Annotated in this window: 22 protein-coding genes; 13 read left to right on the forward strand and 9 right to left on the reverse strand. The window is 49.7% G+C overall.

All coding sequences use genetic code 11. The annotated features are described in order from the left end of the window. Entirely contained in the window at nucleotides 1–192 is a 192-nt protein-coding gene (locus WN16_RS16035; RefSeq protein ID WP_003020350.1) for a YnbE family lipoprotein, read from the reverse strand. Next, the gene (locus WN16_RS16040; RefSeq protein ID WP_044700090.1) at nucleotides 189–2,828 is read right to left on the reverse strand and encodes a YdbH family protein; all 2,640 of its coding nucleotides are present in this window, start codon (nucleotides 2,826–2,828) and stop codon (nucleotides 189–191) included. Before WN16_RS16040 ends, WN16_RS16035 begins: the two co-directional genes overlap by 4 nt. A gap of 615 nt (nucleotides 2,829–3,443) precedes the next feature. Between WN16_RS16040 and WN16_RS16050 the strand changes: the two genes are divergently transcribed. Both WN16_RS16050 and hslJ read left to right on the forward strand, forming a co-directional pair. Then, on the forward strand, nucleotides 3,444–4,433 hold the full coding sequence (locus WN16_RS16050) for a 2-hydroxyacid dehydrogenase (RefSeq protein WP_003020354.1): 990 nt from the start codon (nucleotides 3,444–3,446) through the stop codon (nucleotides 4,431–4,433). A gap of 112 nt (nucleotides 4,434–4,545) precedes the next feature. Beyond that, nucleotides 4,546–4,965, forward strand: coding sequence for a heat shock protein HslJ (gene hslJ / locus WN16_RS16055; protein ID WP_003840829.1), 420 nt, complete (start codon nucleotides 4,546–4,548; stop codon nucleotides 4,963–4,965). 13 nt (nucleotides 4,966–4,978) lie between these two features. Here hslJ and WN16_RS16060 read toward each other — a convergent pair whose 3' ends face one another. Next, on the reverse strand, nucleotides 4,979–5,245 hold the full coding sequence (locus WN16_RS16060; protein WP_003840828.1) for a DUF333 domain-containing protein: 267 nt from the start codon (nucleotides 5,243–5,245) through the stop codon (nucleotides 4,979–4,981). A 274-nt stretch (nucleotides 5,246–5,519) separates the two neighbouring features. Here WN16_RS16060 and nifJ point away from each other — a divergent pair, with 274 nt between their 5' ends. The 5 genes from nifJ (at nucleotide 5,520) to ttcA (ending at nucleotide 12,572) form a co-directional block, all read left to right on the forward strand. Further along, on the forward strand, nucleotides 5,520–9,044 hold the full coding sequence (nifJ, locus tag WN16_RS16065; protein WP_044700093.1) for a pyruvate:ferredoxin (flavodoxin) oxidoreductase: 3,525 nt from the start codon (nucleotides 5,520–5,522) through the stop codon (nucleotides 9,042–9,044). A 365-nt stretch (nucleotides 9,045–9,409) separates the two neighbouring features. Continuing rightward, the gene (ompC, locus tag WN16_RS16070; RefSeq protein ID WP_032935630.1) at nucleotides 9,410–10,564 is read left to right on the forward strand and encodes a porin OmpC; all 1,155 of its coding nucleotides are present in this window, start codon (nucleotides 9,410–9,412) and stop codon (nucleotides 10,562–10,564) included. Between the two features lie 145 nt (nucleotides 10,565–10,709). Continuing rightward, nucleotides 10,710–10,922, forward strand: a complete 213-nt coding sequence (locus tag WN16_RS16075; RefSeq protein WP_003020366.1) for a KTSC domain-containing protein — start codon at nucleotides 10,710–10,712, stop codon at nucleotides 10,920–10,922. Between the two features lie 81 nt (nucleotides 10,923–11,003). Further along, nucleotides 11,004–11,438 carry a universal stress protein UspF gene (uspF, locus tag WN16_RS16080; protein ID WP_003020369.1) on the forward strand — a complete coding sequence of 145 codons (435 nt, stop codon included), beginning with the start codon at nucleotides 11,004–11,006 and terminating at the stop codon, nucleotides 11,436–11,438. 198 nt (nucleotides 11,439–11,636) lie between these two features. Then, entirely contained in the window at nucleotides 11,637–12,572 is a 936-nt protein-coding gene (gene ttcA / locus WN16_RS16085) for a tRNA 2-thiocytidine(32) synthetase TtcA (RefSeq protein ID WP_003833209.1), read from the forward strand. 93 nt (nucleotides 12,573–12,665) lie between these two features. Here ttcA and dbpA read toward each other — a convergent pair whose 3' ends face one another. The 4 genes from dbpA to WN16_RS16105 form a co-directional block, all read right to left on the reverse strand. Then, nucleotides 12,666–14,039: an ATP-dependent RNA helicase DbpA gene (gene dbpA, locus WN16_RS16090; protein WP_003843930.1), complete on the reverse strand. Its 1,374-nt coding sequence runs from the start codon at nucleotides 14,037–14,039 to the stop codon at nucleotides 12,666–12,668. Nucleotides 14,040–14,067: 28 nt separating this feature from the next. Beyond that, nucleotides 14,068–14,235 carry a hypothetical protein gene (locus WN16_RS24670; RefSeq protein ID WP_085951593.1) on the reverse strand — a complete coding sequence of 56 codons (168 nt, stop codon included), beginning with the start codon at nucleotides 14,233–14,235 and terminating at the stop codon, nucleotides 14,068–14,070. Nucleotides 14,236–14,510: 275 nt separating this feature from the next. Continuing rightward, complete coding sequence (zntB, locus tag WN16_RS16100) at nucleotides 14,511–15,494, reverse strand: zinc transporter ZntB (protein WP_003020379.1); 984 nt, start codon at nucleotides 15,492–15,494, stop codon at nucleotides 14,511–14,513. A gap of 154 nt (nucleotides 15,495–15,648) precedes the next feature. Then, nucleotides 15,649–16,758 (reverse strand): methyl-accepting chemotaxis protein, encoded by a 1,110-nt coding sequence (locus WN16_RS16105; RefSeq protein ID WP_016150306.1) that lies wholly within the window; start codon nucleotides 16,756–16,758, stop codon nucleotides 15,649–15,651. Nucleotides 16,759–17,169: 411 nt separating this feature from the next. On the opposite strand from WN16_RS16105, the gene WN16_RS16110 reads away from it, so the two are divergent. Then, entirely contained in the window at nucleotides 17,170–19,272 is a 2,103-nt protein-coding gene (locus WN16_RS16110; protein ID WP_044700095.1) for an EAL domain-containing protein, read from the forward strand. Between the two features lie 67 nt (nucleotides 19,273–19,339). Then, a complete protein-coding gene (locus WN16_RS16115) occupies nucleotides 19,340–20,572 on the forward strand; it encodes a sensor domain-containing diguanylate cyclase (protein ID WP_003020387.1) in 1,233 nt (410 codons plus the stop codon). 12 nt (nucleotides 20,573–20,584) lie between these two features. On the opposite strand, the gene smrA is transcribed toward WN16_RS16115, so the two are convergent. Continuing rightward, a complete protein-coding gene (gene smrA / locus WN16_RS16120) occupies nucleotides 20,585–21,148 on the reverse strand; it encodes a DNA endonuclease SmrA (protein WP_032935621.1) in 564 nt (187 codons plus the stop codon). Between the two features lie 225 nt (nucleotides 21,149–21,373). Here smrA and ogt point away from each other — a divergent pair, with 225 nt between their 5' ends. The 3 genes from ogt to uspE all read left to right on the forward strand — a co-directional run bounded on the left by ogt (nucleotide 21,374) and on the right by uspE (nucleotide 23,938). Beyond that, nucleotides 21,374–21,889: a methylated-DNA--[protein]-cysteine S-methyltransferase gene (gene ogt, locus WN16_RS16125; protein ID WP_032935619.1), complete on the forward strand. Its 516-nt coding sequence runs from the start codon at nucleotides 21,374–21,376 to the stop codon at nucleotides 21,887–21,889. Nucleotides 21,890–22,083: 194 nt separating this feature from the next. Continuing rightward, nucleotides 22,084–22,836 carry a fumarate/nitrate reduction transcriptional regulator Fnr gene (fnr, locus tag WN16_RS16130; protein WP_003020397.1) on the forward strand — a complete coding sequence of 251 codons (753 nt, stop codon included), beginning with the start codon at nucleotides 22,084–22,086 and terminating at the stop codon, nucleotides 22,834–22,836. A gap of 151 nt (nucleotides 22,837–22,987) precedes the next feature. Then, nucleotides 22,988–23,938 (forward strand): universal stress protein UspE, encoded by a 951-nt coding sequence (gene uspE, locus WN16_RS16135; RefSeq protein WP_003840808.1) that lies wholly within the window; start codon nucleotides 22,988–22,990, stop codon nucleotides 23,936–23,938. Between the two features lie 48 nt (nucleotides 23,939–23,986). On the opposite strand, the gene WN16_RS16140 is transcribed toward uspE, so the two are convergent. Continuing rightward, a complete protein-coding gene (locus WN16_RS16140; RefSeq protein ID WP_003020403.1) occupies nucleotides 23,987–24,247 on the reverse strand; it encodes a DUF2534 family protein in 261 nt (86 codons plus the stop codon). A gap of 244 nt (nucleotides 24,248–24,491) precedes the next feature. On the opposite strand from WN16_RS16140, the gene WN16_RS16145 reads away from it, so the two are divergent. Then, entirely contained in the window at nucleotides 24,492–25,523 is a 1,032-nt protein-coding gene (locus tag WN16_RS16145) for a mechanosensitive ion channel family protein (RefSeq protein WP_044700098.1), read from the forward strand. Nucleotides 25,524–25,530 lie beyond the last annotated feature (7 nt).

Genomic DNA, 25,530 nt, shown 5'->3' on the forward strand with positions numbered 1-25,530 from the left:
TCAGAACAAATCGCTGCGCGATTTCAATAAGCTTTCGACGTCTTTATCAACTTTGATATGGATCTCATGCTCGATTTTGACGTTCATATTAATAGTGATGGGCTCTTTTGGCGCAGCCACTTCGATTCTGGGAGTGCACCCTACCAACAGAGATGAAGCCAGCAGACCCAGCATGGCAGCTATCGTTTTCATTGTTGTTCCTCACATTCCTTGCCTTCCGGGCAATGGGTTTCCGGCAGCGCTGCATTTTGTTCAAGCCATGCCTGTAAATTGTCGCCAAAACGCAAGCTGCGCCATAGCGTAAAGACGTTTTCCTCGTGGGTATAATTCAAATTAACTGTACCTACTTTGCCATCCACCCGACTATTGCCAGTCACGGTTGACTGCATGGTTAAGACACCGAGGTTATCCAGATTTATTTTCGTCCACGAATGGCTTATTTCCATATAACGCAGCCAGTTAATGGCCGCCCCCGCCGCCATGTTATCTTTGACGACCGCATCAGCGGTATCCTTATCAATACGCAACGTCATCGGCCCTGGATTAGTCAACCAGCCGTCTTTAATGATCCATTTTTCATTATCCAGCCATAATGGCAACGCGCCACTGACCGGGCCAGACATGGCGAACTGTTTGGGGTTAACCGCACTGATAAGCTCGCTGGAAGAGATATTCTGCACTCGCAATAAGGCCGGATCGTGCTGCGGCATCCGCAGTTGCTGCATGATGATTTTGCCCCCCAGCAGGTCAGCGCTGACATCGCTCAACAGTAACGGGTTGTTTTCACTCCAGGGGTATGCCCCCTGCAGATCGGCGGCGATATTTTTCACCGTCACCTGATTCACCACTTCCGCAATACGCAATGAAATAGGTCCACGCGTACCCAGTTGCCATGCACCTTCACTAAACCGGAAAGGCAATACAAAATCGACACCGTTGATTTGGTTATCGGGCATCCAGGCGCTACCGCCTTTTAACACTCCATGACCGCCCGCTTCAAAGCCCTGCTCCGGGGCTGCCGAAAACGCGACCTGCGCATACAGCTCACCTTCTCGTAGCTTCATTTTCCAGTCAGGTGGGATCAGCGGTTGGAATACGGTGAGCGATTGTTTTGGCCACCAGGCCTGTCCGCGCAGGCGGATACCGTCCCAACGACCATTCAACTGTACGGGCCCAATCGCCCCAGCGTGAAGCTGGCCTTTGAACTGGAAGATTGTCGGATCGCTACCATCGACGCTGAACTTCAGCGTCGATGGTGGTAACACGCTTCCCCCGGTGAAGGTGGTGTTCCCTGCGTCCAGCGACAACGCGCCGCTAAACGTCGGCTGTGCCGCGTCCCGCACCCACACGATCGGTTCATCCATCACCAGACGCGGATTCTCCACTTTCATGGTGCCGTATTGCAGATGATCGAATCCGGTAGAAAGATCAAATAGCTTCAGGGTGTTGTCGTGCCATTCGCCCTTGCCTGCCACATCCCAGCGGGCATGCATCGGCGTAAAGCTGCCTTCGCCCCAATATCGCCACTGCCAGCGACCGGCGTCAGGAAGGAAATCATTGGCCAGACCATCGAGATGCAGTTCAAAGCCGCCCATCTGGTTTTCGTGAGCGCGTAAAATAGCCTGTAAACGCCCGTCCACCCCGCGCTGGGTCACCTTGACACCAGCCAGCGGCCAGCGGATTTCGTCAATATCCAGCGAGTTAATAATCCGTCCACGGGAACGCAGCAGCGCGCCTGGCTCAAAAGCCAGCTGCGGATCGTTCAGACTTCCGGTGAGTCTCGCGGGTAATTTCGCGTAGAAGATCAGATCGCCCTGTTTCGCCTCACCGGTCAACTGTAGCGGCATCTCGCTACTATCCATGCCAAGCTTACCCGGCCCCAGCGTTAATACGGCATTTCCTTTACCGGCGTCGCCATGCGTCAGAACGTTCAGACGCCCACTCACCACCGCGTTTTCCAGTCCTGCCTGCCAGTTTTCAACTTTCATGCCCAGCCGGCCACTTAACGGGAATCCCTGATAAGGCCAGTTCCAGCGTCCGTCGCTGATAGTCAGCTGTTGGCGGGTGATTTCCCAGGGGAGATCCAGCAGCGGATCGGCATTATCCCGCGCCATGACGATCAGTTGTCCGCTGTTTTGTTGCCACTCCAGTTCGGCGTCCACAAGCGTAGGTTCTTGCGGCAAACTTAACGTCGCAACCGCATGACCGCTTACCGGCAGTCCATCGGGCACCAGTGGCATAGTGAATTCACCGACCAGTCTTACCGGCGGCTGGCCTTCAAATGCCGCAACATCCAGCTCAGTTACTGTGAGGTTTTGCCCGTGCAAACGCCCCTGGAATTTAACTTTTTCCCCCTGGTAACGCAGCTGTTGAGTGGAGGGAGTGAGCGAGAGTGACAGTTTTCCCTGCCATTCCTGCCATGGAGAGAGAATAAGTTTGTCGATGTTAATCCAGGTATTAGGCAGCATTGACTGCCATTCAGCCAGCGTTTTGGGCGCTACTGGCGACGGCTCTGTCTGTGGCAATTTGGCCAGGCAAGCTGAGTCCAGCTCGATGGTCCCGACATTCAGCAACCAGCGGCTGGGGTGAGACAGATCCGCCTGAGTAATACGCGCTAGCGGACAATCTTCAACCAGATAGCGGAGTTCAGGTATATGTAACCCATGCCGTGTCAGCCGCGGGCTCTCGTCCAGCGCGATGCGTGTTCCAACGGGTAACCAGATACCCACCAACGTAGGCACCCACAGGCCAAGCGTCATCACTAGCGTCAGCGGCACGAGAATCAATAATAAGAGGAGTGCCAGAACGGCTTTATATTTACCCTTCATGGGTAGTTAATATCCTGATTTAGCAAAAATTTAAGCCGGTTTAGGCCTGTATTGTGGCATGTTTAACTGGATATGCCCACATTAAGGATAGATAACCGTTTTATAGGCACGCTGTTACACGTGCCGTCGGGGATATTAAGATTCAGACTCAATGGGGCCTCAGTTGTCCATCGCTATGTTTAGGTCCTATACGACCAGCTTCTATCAGAATTTCTTCAATGAGTTCTTCGAGGCACTCCCTACCATGATGATCGCAGACCAGATGTACCTGCCGGGAAATCTCATCAGGTTTCATACCATCGCATAATGCCGCCTTCAGCATTAAGGTGGCCCATCGTTTTGCTTCAGAATGAGTTAGCATGACTCCTCCCGATATTTGCTACCTGTATAAGCGTAGCTGTCAGGATGTGATTCGGCTGGCTTTTTAACCACGTTGTCTTTACCGGCATGAGCTGGATGAAAATTCTCCAGTTGTTGAAAACGCGTAATCTGCCCACACTAACCAGATATACGTTGGAATTATTCATTACGTCTATGACTATCAATAACTTTTTATATTTTGTAAAATAATTTGAATTGGATTAATGTGACGTCAAAATCACTGGAGAAAGTCTTATGAAACTCGCCATCTATAGTACAAAACAGTACGACAAGAAGTATCTGCAGCAGGTTAACGAGGCTTTTGGTTTTGAACTTGAATTCTTTGACTTTCTGTTGACGGAAAAAACAGCCAAAACCGCCCATGGCTGCGAAGCCGTGTGCATTTTCGTCAACGACGATGGTAGCCGCCCTGTTCTGGAAGAGCTGAAAAAGCATGGCGTGAAATATATCGCGCTACGTTGCGCCGGGTTCAACAACGTCGATCTCGACGCTGCAAAAGAGCTGGGTATGCAGGTCGTACGTGTGCCAGCCTATTCACCGGAAGCCGTCGCTGAGCATGCGATTGGCATGATGATGACGCTGAATCGCCGCATTCACCGCGCTTATCAGCGTACCCGTGATGCCAACTTCTCTCTTGAAGGGCTGACCGGCTTTACCATGTATGGCAAAACGGCTGGGGTGATCGGTACCGGTAAAATCGGTATTGCGGCCCTGCGGATCCTGAAAGGTTTTGGTATGCGCCTGCTGGCGTTTGATCCCTACCCAAGCGCTGCTGCGCTGGAGTTAGGCGTTGAATATGTCGATCTTAAAACGCTATTTGCCGAGTCCGATGTCATCTCTCTGCACTGCCCGTTAACACCGGAGAATTATCATCTGCTCAATCACGAAGCCTTTGAGCAAATGAAAAACGGCGTGATGGTTATTAACACCAGTCGTGGTGCATTGATCGACTCGCAAGCCGCTATCGATGCGCTGAAAAACCAGAAAATTGGTTCTCTGGGTATGGACGTGTATGAAAACGAACGCGATCTGTTCTTTGAAGATAAATCCAATGACGTGATTCAGGATGATGTGTTCCGTCGTCTGTCGGCCTGTCATAACGTGCTGTTTACCGGGCACCAGGCGTTCCTGACCGCCGAAGCGTTAACCAGCATTTCTGAGACTACGCTACAGAATCTGGCACAAATCTCCAAAGGCGAAACCTGTCCAAACGCCCTCTTCTGATTTCCGTGCTCCCCTGGATTCAGGGGAGCATTTTCAGACAATCACCGATGATAAAACACTCAGTATCATTATTATATTGAATGTATTCCCGTCACAAACCCAGAGAAATAGAATGAAGAAAGTTGTCACGTTGATTGCGCTCAGCATGCTGATGGCTGGCTGTGTGAGCAATGGAAAAGTGTCCGTCAATCGCGAACAGTTGCAGCATCACCGCTTCGTTTTGCAGAGCGTCAATGGTAAGCCGGTAACCGTCGCCAATAACCCACCTGAATTAAGTTTCGGTGAAAATATGACGGTGTCGGGAAAAATGTGTAATCAGTTCCATGGTCAGGGCAAGCTGTCCGACGGTGAATTAAAAGTGAAAGACATGGCAATGACGCGCATGATGTGCGCCGATCCACAGCTTAACGCGCTCGACGGCATCGTCAGCGAGATGTTTAAGCAAGGCGCACAAGTTGATCTGACTGCTGACCAGTTAACACTGGCTACGGCAGAACAAACGTTGACGTTTAAACTGGCAGATTTAATGTAATAAAAGCAGTGGCTCAATAATTCCCACAGCTTCCGGCGGCAAGCGACTGCTCACTACAGCGTTTGCCGTTAGGTAATGCACACATGCCGATGGCAGAACCATCCAGTTGGCGTGCCACGGAGAGCGAACCTCCAATCATGGCGCAATTTGCCTCTCCAGAACTGGACATTACGGCCTTCATTCCCGGTGCGACATGAGCGGCGGTTGCCTGCTGAACAGGTTCACTGCTGCACGCCGATAATAATAACGCGGCACACCCTACCCAAAACGCTGCGCGCATCTTACTCCCCTCTGAATATTAACCAAACGACACAGCCATAAATAATAGGCAGCGGAAACACTGCCGTCGAGAGGCAAAATGCGCATTTATGCGTGCTATTTACATTTTCTGGCAATTTTTTGGCTACTCCTTTGATCAAACCATTCATTCTGATTATTCCCAGGACACAAAAGCGAAAATCTGTCTTTAGCGCTTTTGCTAAAATAGAAAGATAACTACAGGATTCGCCGCAGTTACGCGAGTCCCTCTTTTTGCGCAATGTAAGGGTGTCAGTATGATCACAATTGACGGTAATGGTGCGGTTGCTTCAGTCGCATTTCGTACCAGCGAAGTTATCGCCATCTACCCGATTACGCCCAGTTCGACAATGGCTGAACAGGCAGATGCCTGGGCCGGAAACGGGCTTAAAAACGTCTGGGGAGATACCCCTCGCGTCGTAGAAATGCAGTCAGAAGGCGGCGCAATCGCGACCGTTCACGGTGCATTGCAGACCGGTGCGCTCTCTACGTCGTTTACCTCATCGCAGGGCCTGTTGCTGATGATCCCAACGCTGTACAAACTGGCCGGTCAGTTGACGCCATTTGTGCTGCACGTTGCCGCGCGTACCATTGCTACTCATGCGCTGTCTATCTTCGGTGACCATTCCGACGTAATGGCAGTGCGCCAGACAGGGTGCGCGATGCTGTGTGCCAGCAGCGTGCAGGAAGCACAGGACTTTGCGCTCATTTCACAAATGGCCACTCTGAAAAGTCGGGTTCCGTTTATTCATTTCTTTGATGGTTTCCGCACATCGCATGAAATCAATAAAATTGTGCCGCTGGCCGATGACACGATCCTCAGCCTGATGCCGCAAGCTGAAATTGATGCGCATCGTGCCCGCGCGCTGAACCCTGAACATCCCGTTATTCGCGGGACATCTGCGAACCCGGATACCTACTTCCAGTCGCGTGAAGCGACAAATCCCTGGTACAACGCGGTTTACGAAAACGTCGAACAGGCGATGAACGACTTCGCCGCGGCGACGGGCCGCCAGTATCAACCCTTTGAGTATTACGGTCATCCACAGGCGGAACGTGTCATTATCTTGATGGGTTCTGCAATTGGTACCTGCGAAGAAGTCGTCGAAGAGTTACTTGCTCGTGGAGAGAAAGTTGGCGTCCTGAAAGTTCGGCTGTTCCGCCCATTCTCTGCCAAACATTTACTGCGCGCCCTGCCGGAAACCGTACGCAGCATCGCCGTTCTGGATCGCACTAAAGAGCCGGGTGCCCAGGCAGAACCGCTGTATCTGGATGTAATGACCGCGCTGGCGGAAGCCTTTAACTGCGGAGAGCGGGAAACCCTACCACGCGTAATTGGCGGGCGTTATGGCCTTTCCTCCAAAGAGTTTGGCCCGGACTGCGTCATGGCGGTATTTACTGAGCTGAGTAGCGCGAAGCCGAAACCTCGCTTTACGGTTGGTATCTATGATGATGTCACCAACCTGTCACTACCGCTACCGGAAAACACCCTGCCCGGTACCGCGAAGCTCGAAGCGCTGTTCTACGGTCTGGGCAGTGACGGCAGCGTGTCGGCCACCAAAAATAATATCAAGATTATCGGTAACTCGACGCCGTGGTATGCGCAGGGTTATTTCGTGTATGACTCGAAAAAAGCAGGCGGTCTGACGGTTTCTCACCTGCGCGTCAGCGAGCAGCCTATTCGATCAGCGTATCTGGTTTCACAAGCCGATTTTGTTGGCTGTCACCAGCTACAATTTATCGATAAGTATCAGATGGCCGAGCGCCTGAAACCAGGCGGGATCTTCCTGCTTAATACTCCTTACAACGTGGATGAAGTCTGGGCGCGTTTGCCGCAGGAAGTTCAGGCAGTACTGAATCAGAAGAAGGCCCGTTTCTACGTGATTAATGCGGCCAAAATCGCTCGCGAATGCGGTCTGGCAGCGCGTATTAACACCGTTATGCAAATGGCATTCTTCCATTTGACGCAAATCTTACCCGGCGACAGCGCGTTGGTTGAATTGCAGGGTGCTATTGCGAAAAGCTATAGCAGTAAAGGTCAGGATCTGGTTGAACGTAACTGGCAGGCGCTGGCTCTGGCGCGTGAATCCGTCGCCGAAGTGGCACTCCAGCCAGTTGACCCGCACAGCGCTAACCGCCCACCGGTGGTTTCTGATGCCGCGCCGGATTTCGTGAAAACCGTTACCGCGGCAATGCTCGCCGGTCTGGGTGATGCTCTTCCCGTATCCGCGCTGCCGCCAGACGGCACCTGGCCAATGGGCACCACGCGTTGGGAAAAACGCAATATCGCCGAAGAGATCCCCATCTGGAAGGAAGAGCTGTGTACCCAGTGTAACCACTGCGTTGCCGCTTGCCCGCACTCGGCAATCCGCGCCAAAGTGGTTTCACCAGAAGCGATGGAAAACGCCCCTGCCAGCCTGCATTCTCTGGATGTGAAATCACGCGATATGCGCGGTCAGAAATATGTCCTGCAGGTTGCGCCTGAGGATTGCACCGGTTGTAATCTGTGCGTCGAAGTGTGCCCGGCGAAAGACAGGCAGAATCCGGAGATCAAGGCCATCAATATGATGTCGCGCCTTGAGCATGTTGAAGAAGAAAAAGTTAACTACGACTTCTTCCTCAATCTGCCGGAAATAGACCGCACTAAACTGGAACGCATTGATATTCGTACCTCACAGTTGATAACGCCGCTGTTTGAATATTCCGGCGCCTGCTCGGGCTGTGGTGAAACGCCGTATATCAAGCTGCTTACGCAACTGTACGGCGACCGCATGCTGATCGCCAATGCGACCGGCTGTTCATCGATTTATGGCGGTAACCTGCCCTCAACGCCGTATACCACCGACGCTAACGGTCGTGGGCCCGCGTGGGCAAACTCACTGTTTGAGGATAACGCCGAGTTCGGTCTGGGCTTCCGTCTGACGGTAGATCAGCACCGTGTGCGCGTTATGCGTTTATTGGAACAGTTTGCCGATAACATTCCGGCTGAACTGAATGACGCCCTGCACGCTGAAGCGACGCCAGAAGTACGCCGTGAACAAGTTGCCGCGCTGCGCCAGCACCTGAAAGATGTCGAAGGCGCACAGCAGCTGTTAACCGATGCCGACGCGTTGGTCGAGAAATCCATCTGGCTGATTGGCGGCGACGGCTGGGCTTACGATATTGGTTTTGGCGGTCTGGATCACGTCCTGAGTCTGACCGAGAACGTCAATATTCTGGTGCTGGATACTCAATGTTACTCCAACACGGGTGGACAAGCGTCGAAAGCCACACCGCTCGGGGCTGTCACCAAATTTGGCGAACACGGCAAGCGCAAGGCGCGTAAAGATCTTGGCGTCAGTATGATGATGTACGGGCATGTTTATGTCGCGCAGATCTCTCTGGGCGCACAGTTGAACCAGACAGTGAAAGCGATTCAGGAAGCGGAAGCCTATCCAGGTCCGTCACTGATTATCGCCTATAGCCCATGTGAGGAGCACGGTTACGATCTCGCGCTAAGCCACGATCAGATGCGCCAGCTGACGGCGACCGGATTCTGGCCGCTGTACCGCTTTGATCCGCGTCGTGCAAATGAAGGTAAATTGCCGCTGGCGCTGGACTCTCGCCCACCGTCAGACGCGCTGGCCGAAACATTGCTTAACGAGCAGCGCTTCCGCCGCCTGAATGCCCAACAGCCAGAAGTTGCTGAGCAGCTGTGGAAAGACGCCGCCGCCGATCTGCAAAAACGCTACGACTTCCTGGCCCAACTGGCAGGTAAAGCAGAAAAGAGCGGTGCCGAGTAATACATTTATCTCAGTATTTGCCTGGAACCAAAAAAAAGCCCGAACAGTTGTTCGGGCTTGTCAATTTATTCGCTGGCTAATTAATAATTACCATCAATATACCAACGAAAAATAAAACGTGACAATAAAGGCATATAACACGCGCAGAATAGCCCAACAAAATTCAATTGTATAATTTTTATTTTATATATTTTCACGCAACACATTCATCGCAATTATCATCATTTCCGTAGAATTATTTATTTAAGGTTTTACTTAAGGCGTAACAATTCATATTTATCTCTTTACGGAACTTCTCCTTTAGCATGCTTTTACTCCCTACATGGGTAGTCACAGGTTAATAAAAAAACTAAAGGATTATTTCAATGAACAGAAAAGTACTGGCTCTCATAATTCCTGCCCTGCTGGCTGCAGGCGCTGCTCACGCTGCTGAAGTTTATAATAAAGACGGCAACAAATTAGATCTCTACGGTAAAGTAGACGGCCTGCATTATTTCTCTGACGATGCTAACAGCGATGGCGATCAGACTTATATGCGTATGGGCTTCAAAGGCGAAACTCAGGTTAACGATATGATCACCGGTTATGGCCAGTGGGAATATCAGGTTCAGGCCAACGGCACCGAAGGCGATAAAGGCGACTCCTGGACTCGTCTGGCATTCGCAGGTATTAAAGTCGGCGACTACGGTTCATTCGACTACGGCCGTAACTACGGCGTCATGTACGACGTTGAAGGCTGGACCGATATGCTGCCAGAATTCGGTGGCGACTCTTACACCAAAGCAGACAACTTCATGACCGGTCGTGCAAACGGTGTTGCAACCTACCGTAACACCGACTTCTTTGGTCTGGTTGACGGTCTGAACGTTGCGCTGCAGTACCAAGGCGCGAACGAAAATCAGTCACCAGAACAAGAAGGCACCAATAACGGTGGCGACGATCGTAACATGAAGAACTCTAACGGTGACGGCTTCGGTATCTCCTCTACCTACGATCTGGGTATGGGCGTAAGCTTCGGTGCCGCATACACTTCTTCTGACCGTACTAACGAGCAGGTAAACCATTCAACTGCAGGTGGTGATAAAGCTGACGCATGGACTGCTGGTCTGAAATACGACGCGAACAATATCTACCTGGCAACCATGTACTCTGAAACCCGCAATATGACTCCGTATGGTGGTTCTGACGGTAGTGATAATACTATCGCCAACAAAACTCAGAACTTTGAAGTGACTGCGCAATACCAGTTCGACTTCGGTCTGCGTCCGGAAGTTTCTTTCCTGATGTCTAAAGGTAAGGATCTGACTATGCCAGGTACTGCTGCAAGCCCAGCAGGAACAAGCGGTGACAAAGATCTGGTCAAATATGCTTCTGTAGGCGCTACTTACTACTTCAACAAAAACTTCTCCACCTATGTTGATTACAAAATCAACCTGCTGGACGAAGACGACAGCTTCTACACTCGCAATGACATCTCTACTGATGACACTGTAGCACTGGGTATGGTTTACCAGTTCTAATCCGTCAGCCCGCTGGCAACAGCGGGCTCTCTTTATGTTCTAACAATTCTGTTTTATCCAGATCAAAACATTATATCTGTTGCGTTAAAACATCTCTCTGATAGATGATATCTTGCATTAAGACCTGTAGTAGAGGATACCTGCAATGAATCATCATCCTGTAAAATCATCCCGTATTGCATCCGTCGGCTATGACGAATCCTCTCACACGCTGGAAATTCGCTTTCACCAATTGGCTACCCTGCAATATCAGCCTGTCCCTGCCCGTATTTTTCGTGATTTCCTGAGCGTGGTCTCGAAAGGTCGATTTTACGACGGCGTAATAAAAGGCAAGTTTCCTGAAATCAAAATAAAGTGATGCCAAAATGTGATCTTTGTCATTGTACATAAAGTGCCATTACGCGGTAAGCTTTAGGTGGATACTTAAACAGGAGGTTTTATGAACAGAACGATTCTTGTACCCATCGATATTTCAGACTCAGAATTAACTCAACGCGTTATTGCCCATGTTGAAGCAGAGGCCAAAATTGACGATGCGCAGGTCCATTTTCTGACCGTAATTCCGTCACTGCCCTACTACGCTTCTCTGGGACTGGCCTACTCGGCAGAGTTACCGGCCATGGACGATCTGAAAGCCGAAGCAAAATCTCAACTGGAAGAGATTATCAAGAAGTTCAATATCCCAACGGACAGAGTGCACATTCATGTCGCAGAAGGTGCGCCGAAAGATAAGATTCTGGAGATCGCCAAAAAATTACCGGCTGATATGGTCATTATTGCCTCACACCGACCTGACATCACCACCTACCTGCTGGGCTCTAACGCCGCAGCAGTAGTGCGTCATGCGGAGTGTTCGGTACTGGTAGTCCGCTAAGCTTTCAGGCCCGCACATCGCTGCGGGCTTTTTGTTTCTACCACTTATACCCCACGATTCCTGTCCTAAATGTGCTGACATTTTTCCCGCTTATCCGTACCATACACGCCACAGTTTTTATATCAGACTTCTTTTGCCGGACTATCCGGCGTGATGCATACTCTTCTGATGCCACACTATGAATTGAGCCTCTATTAAATGTCGCAAAATCAAGATATTAGCAAGAAAGAACAATACAACCTGAACAAATTGCAAAAACGTCTGCGTCGTAACGTGGGCGAAGCCATTGCCGACTTCAATATGATCGAAGACGGCGATCGCATTATGGTGTGTCTTTCCGGCGGGAAAGACAGCTATACCATGCTGGAGATCCTGCGTAATTTGCAGCAAAGCGCCCCGATCAGTTTTTCCTTGGTTGCGGTTAACCTCGATCAAAAACAACCTGGCTTCCCAGAGCACATTCTGCCGGAGTATCTGGAACAGCTGGGCGTTGAGTACAAGATTGTCGAAGAAAACACTTACGGGATCGTCAAAGACAAAATCCCTGAAGGCAAAACGACCTGCTCGCTCTGCTCTCGCCTGCGTCGCGGCATTCTGTACCGTACGGCAACCGAGTTAGGTGCCACCAAGATTGCGCTCGGCCACCATCGCGACGACATCCTGCAAACGCTGTTTTTAAACATGTTCTACGGCGGAAAAATGAAAGGTATGCCGCCGAAGCTGATGAGTGATGACGGTAAGCACATCGTGATCCGCCCGCTGGCTTACTGCCGTGAGAAAGATATCGAGCGCTTCTCCGAAGCGAAAGGTTTCCCGATTATTCCGTGCAATCTGTGTGGCTCACAGCCTAACCTGCAGCGTCAGGTCATTGCTGACATGCTGCGTGACTGGGACAAACGCTATCCAGGTCGGATTGAAACCATGTTCAGTGCGATGCAGAACGTTGTGCCTTCACATCTGAGCGATATCAATCTGTTCGATTTTAAAGGCATTAAGCACGGTTCAGAGGTTGTGGACGGCGGTGATTTAGCGTTCGATCGTGAAGAGATCCCGCTGCAGCCTGCGGGTTGGCAGCCAGAAGAAGATGATGCTCAACTGGATGAGTTACGCCTGAACGTGGTGGAAGTGAAGTAAGTCGATTATGTAAACGCCCTATCAGGCCTACAACGAGCATATACCCGTTGTAGGCCTGATAAGCGGAGCGCCATCAGGCACTCCAATGGGTATTTATTTCAATAAACGAACTCGGCAAGTCTTGCCTTTAATCTTACCGTTTTGCAATTGTTTCCACGCCTTGTGCGCTATGTTCTGGCGAACGGCGACATAGACGTGTGCCGGATGAACGGCAATTTTGCCGATATCGGCGCCATCCAGGCCAATATCACCGGTCAGAGCCCCCAGAACATCACCAGGACGCATTTTAGCCTTTTTGCCACCATCAATGCATAATGTCGCCATCTCTGCTTCCAGCGGCAGGATTGACACGTTAGCTGGCGCTGGCAGCCAGTTCAGCTTCAATTGCAGCATTTCAGAAAGAATATTGGCACGCTGTGCTTCTTCCGGCGCACAGAAACTAATCGCCAGACCGCTGTTACCGGCTCGCGCGGTACGTCCGATACGATGGACATGAACCTCCGGATCCCACGCCAGTTCGAAGTTAACTACCAGTTCGAGTGATTTAATATCCAGGCCACGTGCGGCCACATCGGTGGCAACCAGAACGCGTGCGCTGCCGTTGGCAAAACGCACCAGCGTCTGGTCGCGATCGCGCTGTTCAAGATCGCCATGCAGTGAAAGTGCGCTTTGCCCCGCCGCATTCAATGCGTCACACACGGCCTGACAGTCTTTTTTGGTGTTGCAAAAAACGACGCATGAAGCAGGCTGATGCTGGCTGAGCAATTTTTGCAGCAGCGGAATTTTTCCGTGGCTGGAGGTTTCGAAAAACTGCTGTTCAATCGCCGGTAACGCATCGACCGTATCAATTTCAATGGTTAATGGATTTTGTTGCACCCGGCCACTGATGGCGGCAATGGCTTCCGGCCAGGTCGCAGAAAACAGCAAGGTCTGGCGAGAAGCTGGTGCAAAGCGAATGACATCATCAATCGCATCGCTAAAGCCCATATCCAGCATGCGGTCGGCTTCATCCATAACCAGCGTATTCAGGGCTTCCAGAGAAACGGTGCCTTTTTGCAGGTGGTCGAGTAAACGCCCCGGCGTGGCGACAATAATATGAGGTGCATGCTGCAGAGAGTCACGCTGTGCACCAAAGGGCTGCCCACCGCATAGCGTTAAGATCTTGGTGTTTGGCAGAAAGCGCGCTAAACGACGCAGTTCACCCGCCACCTGGTCGGCAAGCTCTCGGGTTGGGCACAGCACCAGAGACTGCGTCTGAAACAGCGCGGCATCAATATGCTGTAATAGCCCAAGACCAAAAGCAGCCGTTTTGCCACTGCCGGTTTTAGCCTGCACGCGAACATCTTTCCCCGCCAGGATTGCCGGTAATGCGGCAGCCTGAACAGGCGTCATTTCAAGATAACCCAGCTCGTTAAGGTTCTCGAGTTGAGCAGCAGGTAAAACATTCAGGGTTGAAAAAGCGGTCACAATTTAATCTCGCGGTAAAAACTCACATTCAGCAGGCGCGTATCCTCGCAGATCTACGCCCACGATGCGACAATTTAATAGGTTCTTCATCCGGCGGCGGATCCGGCATTGGCTGCGGACGAGGAATGGGATCGGGAATGGGAACCGGGTCAGTCGGGAGCGAATCCGTGTGCGCAGTTGCAATCAGACAGGTCATATACTCCTCCAGTCATTCAGGTTGACTCTTTTAGGGTAGACGCTGATTTCCTGCAGGCAAAAAAAAGCCGACTAATCTAAGTCGGCGTCGTACGAATCAATTGTGCTATGCAGTAATTCAAAAAAGGAAGTAAGACAATATGGAGCGCAACGCCCATCGCTTGACGTTGCATTCACCTGCGAGAGAGATATTGCCCCGAATAGGTAGATGGTTTATTGACCTCGCTCAAAATTCAGGACGTTTTCATGCGCAAAAGTCACTAAAAAACGTTGTTGTTACAACCATTTACTACGATGCAACCATAAAGTAACACCACCAATCAGGACCACTAACAGAATACAAAAAAGTGAGAAACCGAACTGCCAACCACCGCCGGGGATACCGCCGAGGTTAACGCCGAAAAGCCCGGTTAAGAATGTGCTGGGAAGAAAAACCATTGCCATCAATGACATTGTATACGTTCGGCGAGCCAGAGACTCCTGCATCACCTGCGCAATTTCATCCGCCATGATACCGGTTCTGGCAATACAGGCATCGATTTCATCCAGCCCTCTCCCCAGCCTGTCAGCGATATCCTGCATCCGTCGCCGATGGTCGTCAGTCATCCAGGACAACCTTTCGCTCGCCAGCCGGGCATAGACATCACGCTGTGGCGCCATATAACGGCGCATCACAATTAACTGCTTACGCAGTAATGCCAGGAAGCCACGCGGCGGGATCTGCTGATCGAGCAGGTTATCTTCCAGATCGATAATTTTGTCGTGCAACTGTTCGATAAATTCGCTGGCATGATCGGTCAGCGCATCACAAACATCCACCAGCCAACCGCCACAATCAGCCGGCCCTGTACCTTCCTGGAGGTCGCTGACCACATCATCCAGTGCCAGCACTTTGCGCTGACGCGTTGAGACAATCAGACGTTCATCCATATATAAACGCATCGCTACCAGTTGGTCAGGCCGCTCGTCGGTGCTGCCGTTGATACAGCGCAGCGTGATTAACGTACCTTCTCCTACCCTGCTGACACGCGGGCGCGTGCTTTCACCCGCCAGCGCATCACGCACGTTATTGGGAAGTAAGGGCGTTGTCGCCAGCCATTGCGCACTTTCAGGGTGAGTATAATTAAGATGCAGCCAGCAGGGATGCTGAGTGTCGATAACATCGTTATCTTCCAGTGGTTTCACCCCACCACGCCCATCCAACAGCCAGGCAAACACGGCATCCGGCACATTAACATCCGTTCCCTTAATGGCTTCCACAGCGCCTCCACAAACATTCAGCTTTTTTCGTTAGTCTAGCCGTCAGAATATGTTAAGCAATATCTCATTGTCCCATTGTGCTGAAATGACTCATAAAAGTATCTGATAACAAAAAAAGCGCCGACAAATGTGGCGCTTGTTGCGAGGCACCCTGTTAAGCCCGCTGGCGTCTCTCAGATTCAAAAGCGTGACTTAAACGAAACTTGTGCGTTCGCGACTGGAGGTCAGTCACTTGATTTTTCAGAATATCCGAAGAGTCAGACAGTTCATCCACCATAATGGCGTTACTCTGGGTAACGTTTTCCAGTTCCGCGAGCGCATGAGTAATACTGATGATCCCTTTCTCCTGCTCCTGCGTAGTGGTTAATATCTCGCCCATCAGTTGGTTTAATTGCCCGGCACCACCAACAATATCCTGCATATTTTTTTCAGCTTCACGCACAATAGCCGCACCTTGCTGAACGTTTTCATGAGTTTGGGCAATCAGATGTTTAATATTCTTAGCGGCATCTGCGCTACGGTGCGCGAGCATTCGTACCTCTCCGGCCACCACGGAAAAACCTTTGCCATGTTCTCCCGCTCTCGCCGCTTCTACGGCGGCATTCAATGCCAGAATATTTGTCTGGAATGCAATACCATCTATCAGGGTAATAATTTCTGTCATCTGCTGGGCGCACTCGGTGATCGACTGCATATTGGTTGCGACCTGCACCATTAAATCACCGCCCTGCCGGGCAGATAGTGTTGCAATATTGGCCTTAGCACTCGCCATTTGCGTATTCTCTGCATTGTTACGCGTGCTGACCGCTATTTCATCCATGTTGGCAGCCGTTTGCATTAATGCTCCGGATTGCTGCTCTGTTTTTACTGATAACTCAGCGCTGCGTTCCGCGAGCTGTTCAGAGAGCGCCATCGCCGTTTGCGAAGATGTTCTGATCTCATTAACGAGTGTTGAAATATTACTTGATAAACTATTAATGCCCGGTATTAATCTCCCCGCACAGTTATTGCCAAACTCTGGAATACTAATCGCCAGATTCCCGGAGGTTACCTCCTCAATGCTTCTTTTAACTGTATTAATTGGCACGACCAAATATTTCGTCATGTACCACCACAAACATAATATAGAAGTAAAACTGACCAAATTAGTTCCAATGATAATTACCGGGGGAGCGGAAAATATTATTTCAAAAACATTGAGAGCGACCGCCGTAATGAGCAGAAATAAAATAATAAAGGTTCTGACGCTAATATCATTTAACATTTTAGTCCTGTGCGCTAAGAAATAACGTGGATATTATTTTTTATAGCATCTGCAATGCAGATTTCCATAACGCGGAGACGAAAGACGAACTTTCAATGAGAGTCTGCAATCCTTTCACTTAAGACAGGTAATCACACTATTACTTTACATTAACCAAGTGTTTTATCCTACAAAGGATGAGACTGGCGCTTGTCGTTAGATTATTGTGATGACAAGCACGTCGTGTGCATAAAATGCACAGAATTATAAATCTGATGAATATTTGTATAAGTAAAGGTCTATCATTTTCGATGTTTGCCCCTTCCCCCTAATAGTCATTGTAAAAACACAAGAACATCCCAGGTTTTATCAGGTTAACTGGACAAAACCTGCTAAATTTATCATCACGTCTTTTTTTTGATAGGTAGTAAGATGTTGCACGTGTCGTGGGACCCTGTATTGATTGGGATTTCCTTTATTGTCGCGTTTATTGCCTCCTTTATTGCTCTCGACAGCGCGGGCAAAGTGGCAATTTCCAGCAGACGTGAATCTACCTTCTGGCGACTCTCTGGCGGCGCTACGCTGGGTATGGGGATCTGGTCGATGCATTTTATCGGTATGCTGGCCATGAAAATGAGTATGCCAATAAATTACCATTTATCCCTCACCGCGTTTTCGTTCTTTATTGCGCTCATTTCTGCGACAGTCGCCATCAATATCGCCATTTCTGGTAATACGCTATCAACAAAACGCCTGCTCATTGCTACCAGCATATTAAGTGCCGGTGTTGTTACAATGCACTACGTTGGTATGTATGCCGTTATCGAACATGTGGCTATAACCTGGGATCGCTCGCTGATCCTGCTCTCCGTGATTATTGCCGTCGCTGCGTCTGGCGTGGGTTTGTGGCTGGCCTTTCACTTACGCCAAAATAGCCGTCGAGCGCTAATAAATCGGCTTATTGCTGCCTTTATTTTGGCGCTGGCAATAGCCTCTATGCATTACACCGGTATGGGAGCAGCTACGTTCACCCATTTTGGACACACTGCGCACGATGGTCTCAGCACGCTGGAACTTTCTATCTGGGTCTGCGCCGTCACGCTTGTTATTTTGGGGATCATGCTGGTGGATTCGCAACTCCGTACCTCCCGACTGGCTGACAATCTGCATCAGTTGAACTGCCAGCTTGAGCATCAGGTTCACTTCGACGCGCTGACCGGTCTCGCTAATCGTACGCAAATAGACACCTGCTTACTGGCCTGCCTGCGGCATTCTAAACTGCATCAGCAGCATTTCGCGTTGGTATTTATCGACCTCGATCGTTTTAAAGTCGTTAACGATACCTGGGGACATCACATTGGCGATCAGCTACTGATAGCCAGTACACAGCGAATCTTCACTTGCCTTGATGACTCAATGACGCTGGCAAGACTGGGGGGCGATGAATTTATCCTACTGGTTCCAGACTGCAACCAGCAGGATATCTCCGCCCTGCTGACGCGGATTGCCGATGTGATCGGTGAACCCTTTACCTTGTTCGAACATACCATTCGGGTTTCGTTAAGTGCGGGGAGCAGTATTTACCCTGAGCATGGCTCAACGCTGCATGAGCTAAAAGTGAAGGCCGATATGGCGATGTATCATGTCAAACAGGCGGGCAGAAACGGCTGGGCTATTTATCATCCGGAAATGGAAGCTATCGCGGATACACCGCCGACATTTTTACAAGAATTGTCGCAAGCGCTTGAACGCAACCAGTTTGAGCTATGGTATCAGCCTAAATATACCGCTGGAGATCATTCCCTAACCGGTTTTGAAGCATTATTACGCTGGCATCATCCAGAACGCGGCATGCTGCTGCCAGCCGAATTTCTTTCTGCGTTGGAAGATACGGGCCTGATTATTCCCGTTGGGAAATGGGTTATCCAGCAGGCATGCCTGCAGTTGCATCAATGGAAATTACAGGGAAATACAGAATGGACGCTCGCCGTTAACCTCTCACCCGCCCAGTTTGAACAGCATGATATTATTGATGTTGTTTGTAACGCCCTGGCGCAGTATCAACTGTCACCTGCTTGCCTCACGCTGGAACTCACTGAAAGCACCGCCCTTAAAAATTTGAAACGCAGTGTGGAAGTCCTGAATGCTTTTTCTGCTTTGGGGATCACCGTATCTATTGATGATTTCGGTACAGGTTATTCAAATATATTGATGCTGAAGTCTCTTCCGGCGCGCGAATTAAAAATTGACAGGATATTTGTCAAAGATATCAGCGAGAACAGCAAAAACACAAAAATTGTGTCTACCATTATTGACATAGCTCACTCCATGAATATGCGTGTGGTGGCAGAAGGAATAGAAACCCAGGAACAGGAAATACTCCTTACTCAGATGGGGTGTAGCATGCTGCAAGGTTTCTTGTTTGCAAAACCGCTGCCAGCACATAAGATTCATGAACTGATACAACAAGAAAACAGTATCAAGCAAAAGCCAGTTGTACACCCCTTGTCTCACCGACAATCAATAACATTGTGAGACGTAATATCTAAAAATATTCGCCATTTAACAGGCAACACAGCAGATAAAAATAACGGGATTATCGATGAGCACAACCGAGCTGCATTCACTGGATTTATTAACCATTCCGGTGTGGATTGTTTTGCCACATACCGAAGAGCTGGTGTTCGCTAATAACGTTGCACGGGAGCTAATGCAGGGTCTCTGTTTTTCCCCGCTCCGCAAGGGAACATTTTCAACGCATGCTCAAAATGATTTAACTATGTATCTCAGCGACTTGAGAAATCATCACCATGTAGTGGAAATTCTCACGGTTTACCGCGACGGTGAAGAGATTGCGATGGCAAGTCGCCTTTCCATTAAACCCCTACCAGGCATGGGTGAAGTCATCCTTTTCGAAGGCATTGAAACGCCTACTGCACAGGGTCTGAAAGCGAGCCGTTCAGCAACCTATCAGCGGAAAAAGCAGGGATTTTATGCACGCTTCTTCCAGACTAATTCCGCGCCAATGTTACTTATTGATCCGTCACGCGATGGGTTGATCGTGGATGCAAACCTCAGTGCGCTCAATTTTTATGGATACACTCATGATGTGATGTGTCAGAAACATACATGGGAAATCAATATGCTGGGCCGCCATATACTTCCGGTGATGCATGAAATCGCCCATCTGCCCGGCGGCCATAAACCTTTACATTTTGTCCATAAACTGGCTGATGGGACTTCCCGTCATGTGCAAACCTACGCCGGACCGATCGAAATTTACGGTAATAAACTGATGTTGTGCATTATTCATGACATTACCGAACAAAAGCGGCTGGAACAGGAGCTGGAGCGTGCGGCCCTGCGAGATGTTTTAACGGGATTACTTAACCGCCGACATTTTTATCAGGTAACCGAGCCGGAACAGACGCATGCGATATCATTGACGCAGGACTACAGCCTGTTGTTGATCGATACGGATCGCTTTAAAAGCATTAACGATCTGTTTGGCCATTTAAAAGGCGACGAAGTGCTTTGTGCTCTGGCACGCACCCTGGAATCCTGTGCGCGAAAAGACGATCTTATTTTTCGCTGGGGTGGTGAAGAATTTGTGCTGCTCCTGCCGCGAACGTCGCTGGATGTCGCTCTCAACCTCGCAGAAGTGATCCGTGCAACAGTGGCAAAGGTGACTCTCCCTGGCCTTCCCCGCTTTACCGTCAGCATTGGTGTAGCACGGCACGAAACAAATGAAAGTATCGATGAGTTATTCAAACGTGTTGACGACGCGTTGTACAAAGCCAAGAACGAAGGCAGGAACAGAGTGCTGGCCGCCTGATGATTACGTCGTTCAGCGACTACGTTTAGCGTGACGCTCCCAGTTATCCTGTTTTGCCTGCGCGGTTTTACGCAATGCCACATAGCATGCCCCGCTGCCGCCGTGATGCGGCAGTGCGGCGCAGTATGCTTGCACGTCGTCAAATTCCGTCAACCAGCGCGCTACGTAGCTGCGAATAATATTGGCATGAGAATTATCGTCACGTCCCTTGCCGTGTATCACCAGCACGTTACGCAACCCTTCTTGCTGCGCCTGCAGAATAAAGCTAAAGAGCATCTGACGACATGTTTCAACAGGTTGGCGAATAAGATTAAGACTCGCCTGCTGCGGGTATTTTCCGTTTCGCAGCTTGTCAGTCACACCGTTCTGTAAACCTTCGCGACGAAACTCGAGCGGCACACTTAACGGGACAATATCGAGAAATCCCGTCGAGAGAAAATTATCCAGTTGAAGCGTATCGATACGCGCCGGAGTGCGAAGATTGCGCATGGGCTGCCAGTGTACATCGGAATGGCTTTTCAGCGGTTGAACATCCCCCATAGCGTCAAGAAACAACGATGCATCATCAAGGTTCATGTTTCATCCTCCAGCGTATTGCGACGGGCATTATCATAACCGCGCACTATTATACCGACAACTATACCGGTAACGGTTTACGGTTATTTCCAATAATTAACCGGATCCGTCGCGCTGAACCGATCTACTCACGACAAGTTGATATCCATTTTTAGAGGTATAGCTGCGACGGTCACTGGCGTGATAATGTGTAGCCTCGCCTGAATGCTGTAATGAGAGAAACGGATGCTTAACTTACTGGAAGACACCATCGACACGCCGCTGGGCCCGCTGTGGGTTATTTGTGATGAGCAATTTCGCCTGCGCGCAGTGGAATGGGATCAGCACAGCGATCGCATGGAACAATTGCTTAATATTCATTACCGCACAGAAGGTTATCAGCGCATTACCGCCAAAAACCCAGGTGGATTAAGCGACAAACTCGCTGAGTATTTTGCCGGAAACCTCAGCATCATTGACACGCTGGAAACGGCAACCGCTGGGACGCCTTTCCAGCGTGAAGTCTGGCAAGCGTTACGCACTATCCCCTGCGGGCAGGTCATGCATTATGGTCAACTGGCCGAACAGTTGGGACGCCCCGGTGCTGCAAGAGCCGTCGGCGCAGCTAATGGCTCCAATCCAGTAAGCATTGTGGTCCCCTGTCATCGCGTCATTGGACGTAACGGCACCATGACCGGATATGCCGGTGGCGTACAACGAAAAGAGTGGTTATTGCGTCACGAAGGTTATTTGCTACTCTAGATTCCAGGCAATTAATGCCTTATCCATCACACTTCCGCATAATGCGATCCCAAATTAATTGTGGTTAATCAAGCAGATACAAATATTCACTCCAGTTATGCTTGAATTATTCTCTCTTGGGAGTAGCTCAGGCTTACGTGCTCACCAAAAAGATGTTAAAATTGACAAATATCAATTACGGCTTGAGCAGACCTATGATCCCGGAAAAGCGAATTATACGGCGCATTCAGTCTGGCGGTTGTGCTATCCATTGCCAGGATTGCAGCATCAGCCAGCTTTGCATCCCGTTCACACTTAACGAGCATGAGCTTGACCAGCTCGATAACATCATCGAGCGCAAAAAGCCTATCCAAAAGGGGCAGACGCTCTTTAAAGCAGGTGATGAGCTTAAATCACTCTATGCTATCCGCTCCGGAACGATTAAAAGCTATACCATTACCGAACAAGGCGATGAGCAGATTACTGGCTTCCATCTGGCGGGCGATCTGGTCGGTTTTGACGCGATTGGCAGCGGACATCACCCGAGCTTTGCTCAGGCGCTGGAAACCTCGATGGTATGCGAAATTCCTTTCGAAACCCTTGATGACCTGTCCGGCAAAATGCCAAATCTGCGTCAGCAGATGATGCGTCTGATGAGTGGCGAAATCAAAGGCGACCAGGATATGATCCTGTTGTTGTCGAAGAAAAACGCTGAAGAGCGCCTGGCGGCCTTTATCTACAATTTGTCTCGTCGCTTTGCCCAGCGTGGATTCTCGCCTCGTGAATTCCGCCTGACCATGACCCGTGGCGACATCGGTAACTACCTCGGTCTGACGGTTGAAACCATCAGCCGCCTGCTGGGTCGTTTCCAGAAAAGCGGTATGCTGGCGGTGAAAGGCAAATACATCACTATTGAGAATAGCGACGCGCTGGCAGTTCTTGCTGGCCATACGCGTAACGTTGCGTAATCTTTCCGCAAGCCTCTCTGTTATCCTTCTGTCAAATCGCTAAATTATCCCGATTTATTGATCTGGCAGGAGGTTATTCCCTGTTTCAAACCACATTATTGGGTTACTCTTTTAGTTACAAACTGCGATGACAGTTGTAAGGAGACCCTGTATGGCTATGTATAAAAATATGCTGGTCGTCATCGACCCGAACCAGGACGATCAACCAGCATTACGGCGAGCTGTTTATTTGCATCAACGGATTGGTGGCAAAATTAAAGCCTTTTTGCCGATCTATGACTTTTCCTATGAGATGACTACCCTGCTGTCGCCCGATGAGCGTACGGCAATGCGTCAGGGGGTTATCAGCCAGCGAACTGCATGGATACGTGAACAAGCGAAATACTATATCGAAGCAGGGATCCCTCTGGAGATTAAAGTGGTCTGGCATAACCGACCCTTTGAAGCCATTATCCAGGAAGTCATCAGCGCCAAGCATGACCTGGTCCTCAAGATGGCGCACCAACACGACCGCCTCGAAGCCGTAATATTTACGCCAACCGACTGGCATTTATTGCGTAAATGTCCAAGTCCGGTATGGATGGTGAAAGACCAGCCATGGCCTGAAGGGGGTAAAGCACTGGTTGCAGTAAACCTCGCCAGTGAAGAGGCTTATCACAACGCGCTCAATGAAAAACTGGTCAAAGAGACGCTACAGCTTGCAGAACAGGTTAACCATACCGAAGTGCATCTGGTAGGCGCCTACCCTGTTACGCCAATCAACATCGCGATTGAACTGCCTGAATTTGATCCCAGCGTTTATAACGACGCAATCCGTGGACAGCATCTGCTGGCCATGAAGGCGCTACGCCAGAAATTCAGTATTGATGAGAAAGTGACGCACGTTGAAAAAGGCTTACCTGAAGAGGTCATTCCTGATTTAGCCGAGCACCTACAGGCAGGTATTGTGGTATTGGGGACCGTCGGACGTACCGGTATTTCTGCCGCGTTCCTTGGTAATACCGCGGAACAGGTTATCGATCATCTACGCTGTGACCTGCTGGTCATCAAGCCAGATGAATATCAGACGCCAGTTGAACTGGACGACGAAGAAGACGATTAACCACATAATAAAATGCCGGATGGCGATATCATCCGGCATTTTAAACGCCTAGTGTTGCTCCTCGCCGCCGAGGAAATAGATACCAAGCGGGATAGCCAACAGAATCGTAAACACCATGCTGTAGACACAAATCATTGCAGATTGAATGGCATACATTGAAGCGGTCCAGTCGGATAGCGGAATGTCATACTGTTCAATAACGCCGCCGATCGTCGCGCGCGTCACGACCGACGCTGCGATAATAAACACTCCAAGCAGGCACAACAGAAACTTCCGTCCCTTCGCTGTTTTCAGCTTAGCCATGATCATAGTACTGTCCTTTTGCAGATGAAAACCTTGTTACTTTGCGCTAACAATACCATGACATCAACTGACTGTCTGCTACATAAACCGCATACAGGGTTGACGTCAGCATTATTTCGCTGAAAATAACGCTGATTGCATTATTTATCTCTCCTTTTGATTAATGATCTGACCACCCTAACTGAGTAAAATATCCGGGGATTAAGATGTCAGATGATATTTAGATAACATGGAGTTGCCAGGAAGAATCATGATCGCTGAACTGTTTATGAATAATGCGTTTAATTTGACGGTAATTCTCAGTTGCTGTGCCGCGCTGGTCCTGATGAGCGTCTGGTATCATCGTGAAGAGCGTCGCTGCAAAGGATTCATATTTCATGCCGCACAATTTTTTGTCTATGCCATTATCATTGGGACGTTTGGCAGCATTGCTAATAACGTTATCGAAAGTTACAGCCTGAAATTTATCTCCCCCAGCGTGGTCGACTTTATCTGCACCTCATTGATTGCGTTAATCCTGACCATCAAACTTTTTCTGGTGATTAATCAGTTTGAAAAGACGCAGATTAATAAAGGTAGAGATATCACCAGCGCGAGGATCTTGTCGCGTATCATCAAGATTACCATCGTGGTTGCCATCATTTTACTGTATGGCGAACACTTCGGTATGAGCTTATCCGGCCTGTTAACCTTTGGCGGCATCGGCGGTATCGCTGTGGGTATGGCGGGGAAAGATATTCTGAGCAACTTCTTCTCAGGCATTATGCTCTATTTCGACAGACCGTTTAGCATCGGCGACTGGATCCGCTCCCCGGACCGCAATATTGAAGGCACTGTGGCCGAAATTGGCTGGCGAATGACTAAAATAAACACCTTCGACCATCGTCCGTTGTATGTGCCAAACTCGATTTTCTCCTCCATCAGCGTAGAAAATCCAGGGCGCATGACCAACCGGCGTATTAAAACGGTGATCGGGTTACGATATGAGGATGCCGATAAAGTCGGTGCTGTTGTCGAGTCGGTCAGAGAAATGCTGCAAAACCATCCAGGAATAGACCAGAAACAAACTCTGTTGGTCTATTTTAATGAATTTGCCGATTCATCGTTGAATATCATGGTGTATTGCTTCACGAAAACCACCGTCTGGAAGGAATGGCTCACGGTACAGCAAGACGTTTATTTAAAGATTATCACGATAGTCCAGGCAAATGGCGCCGACTTTGCGTTCCCCAGCCAGACGCTGTATATGGATAATCCTGAAGCATCGCCGTCGACACACTAACAAAAAA

This window comes from Citrobacter sp. ABFQG, assembly GCF_004322975.1.
Lineage (GTDB): Bacteria > Pseudomonadota > Gammaproteobacteria > Enterobacterales > Enterobacteriaceae > Citrobacter > Citrobacter freundii.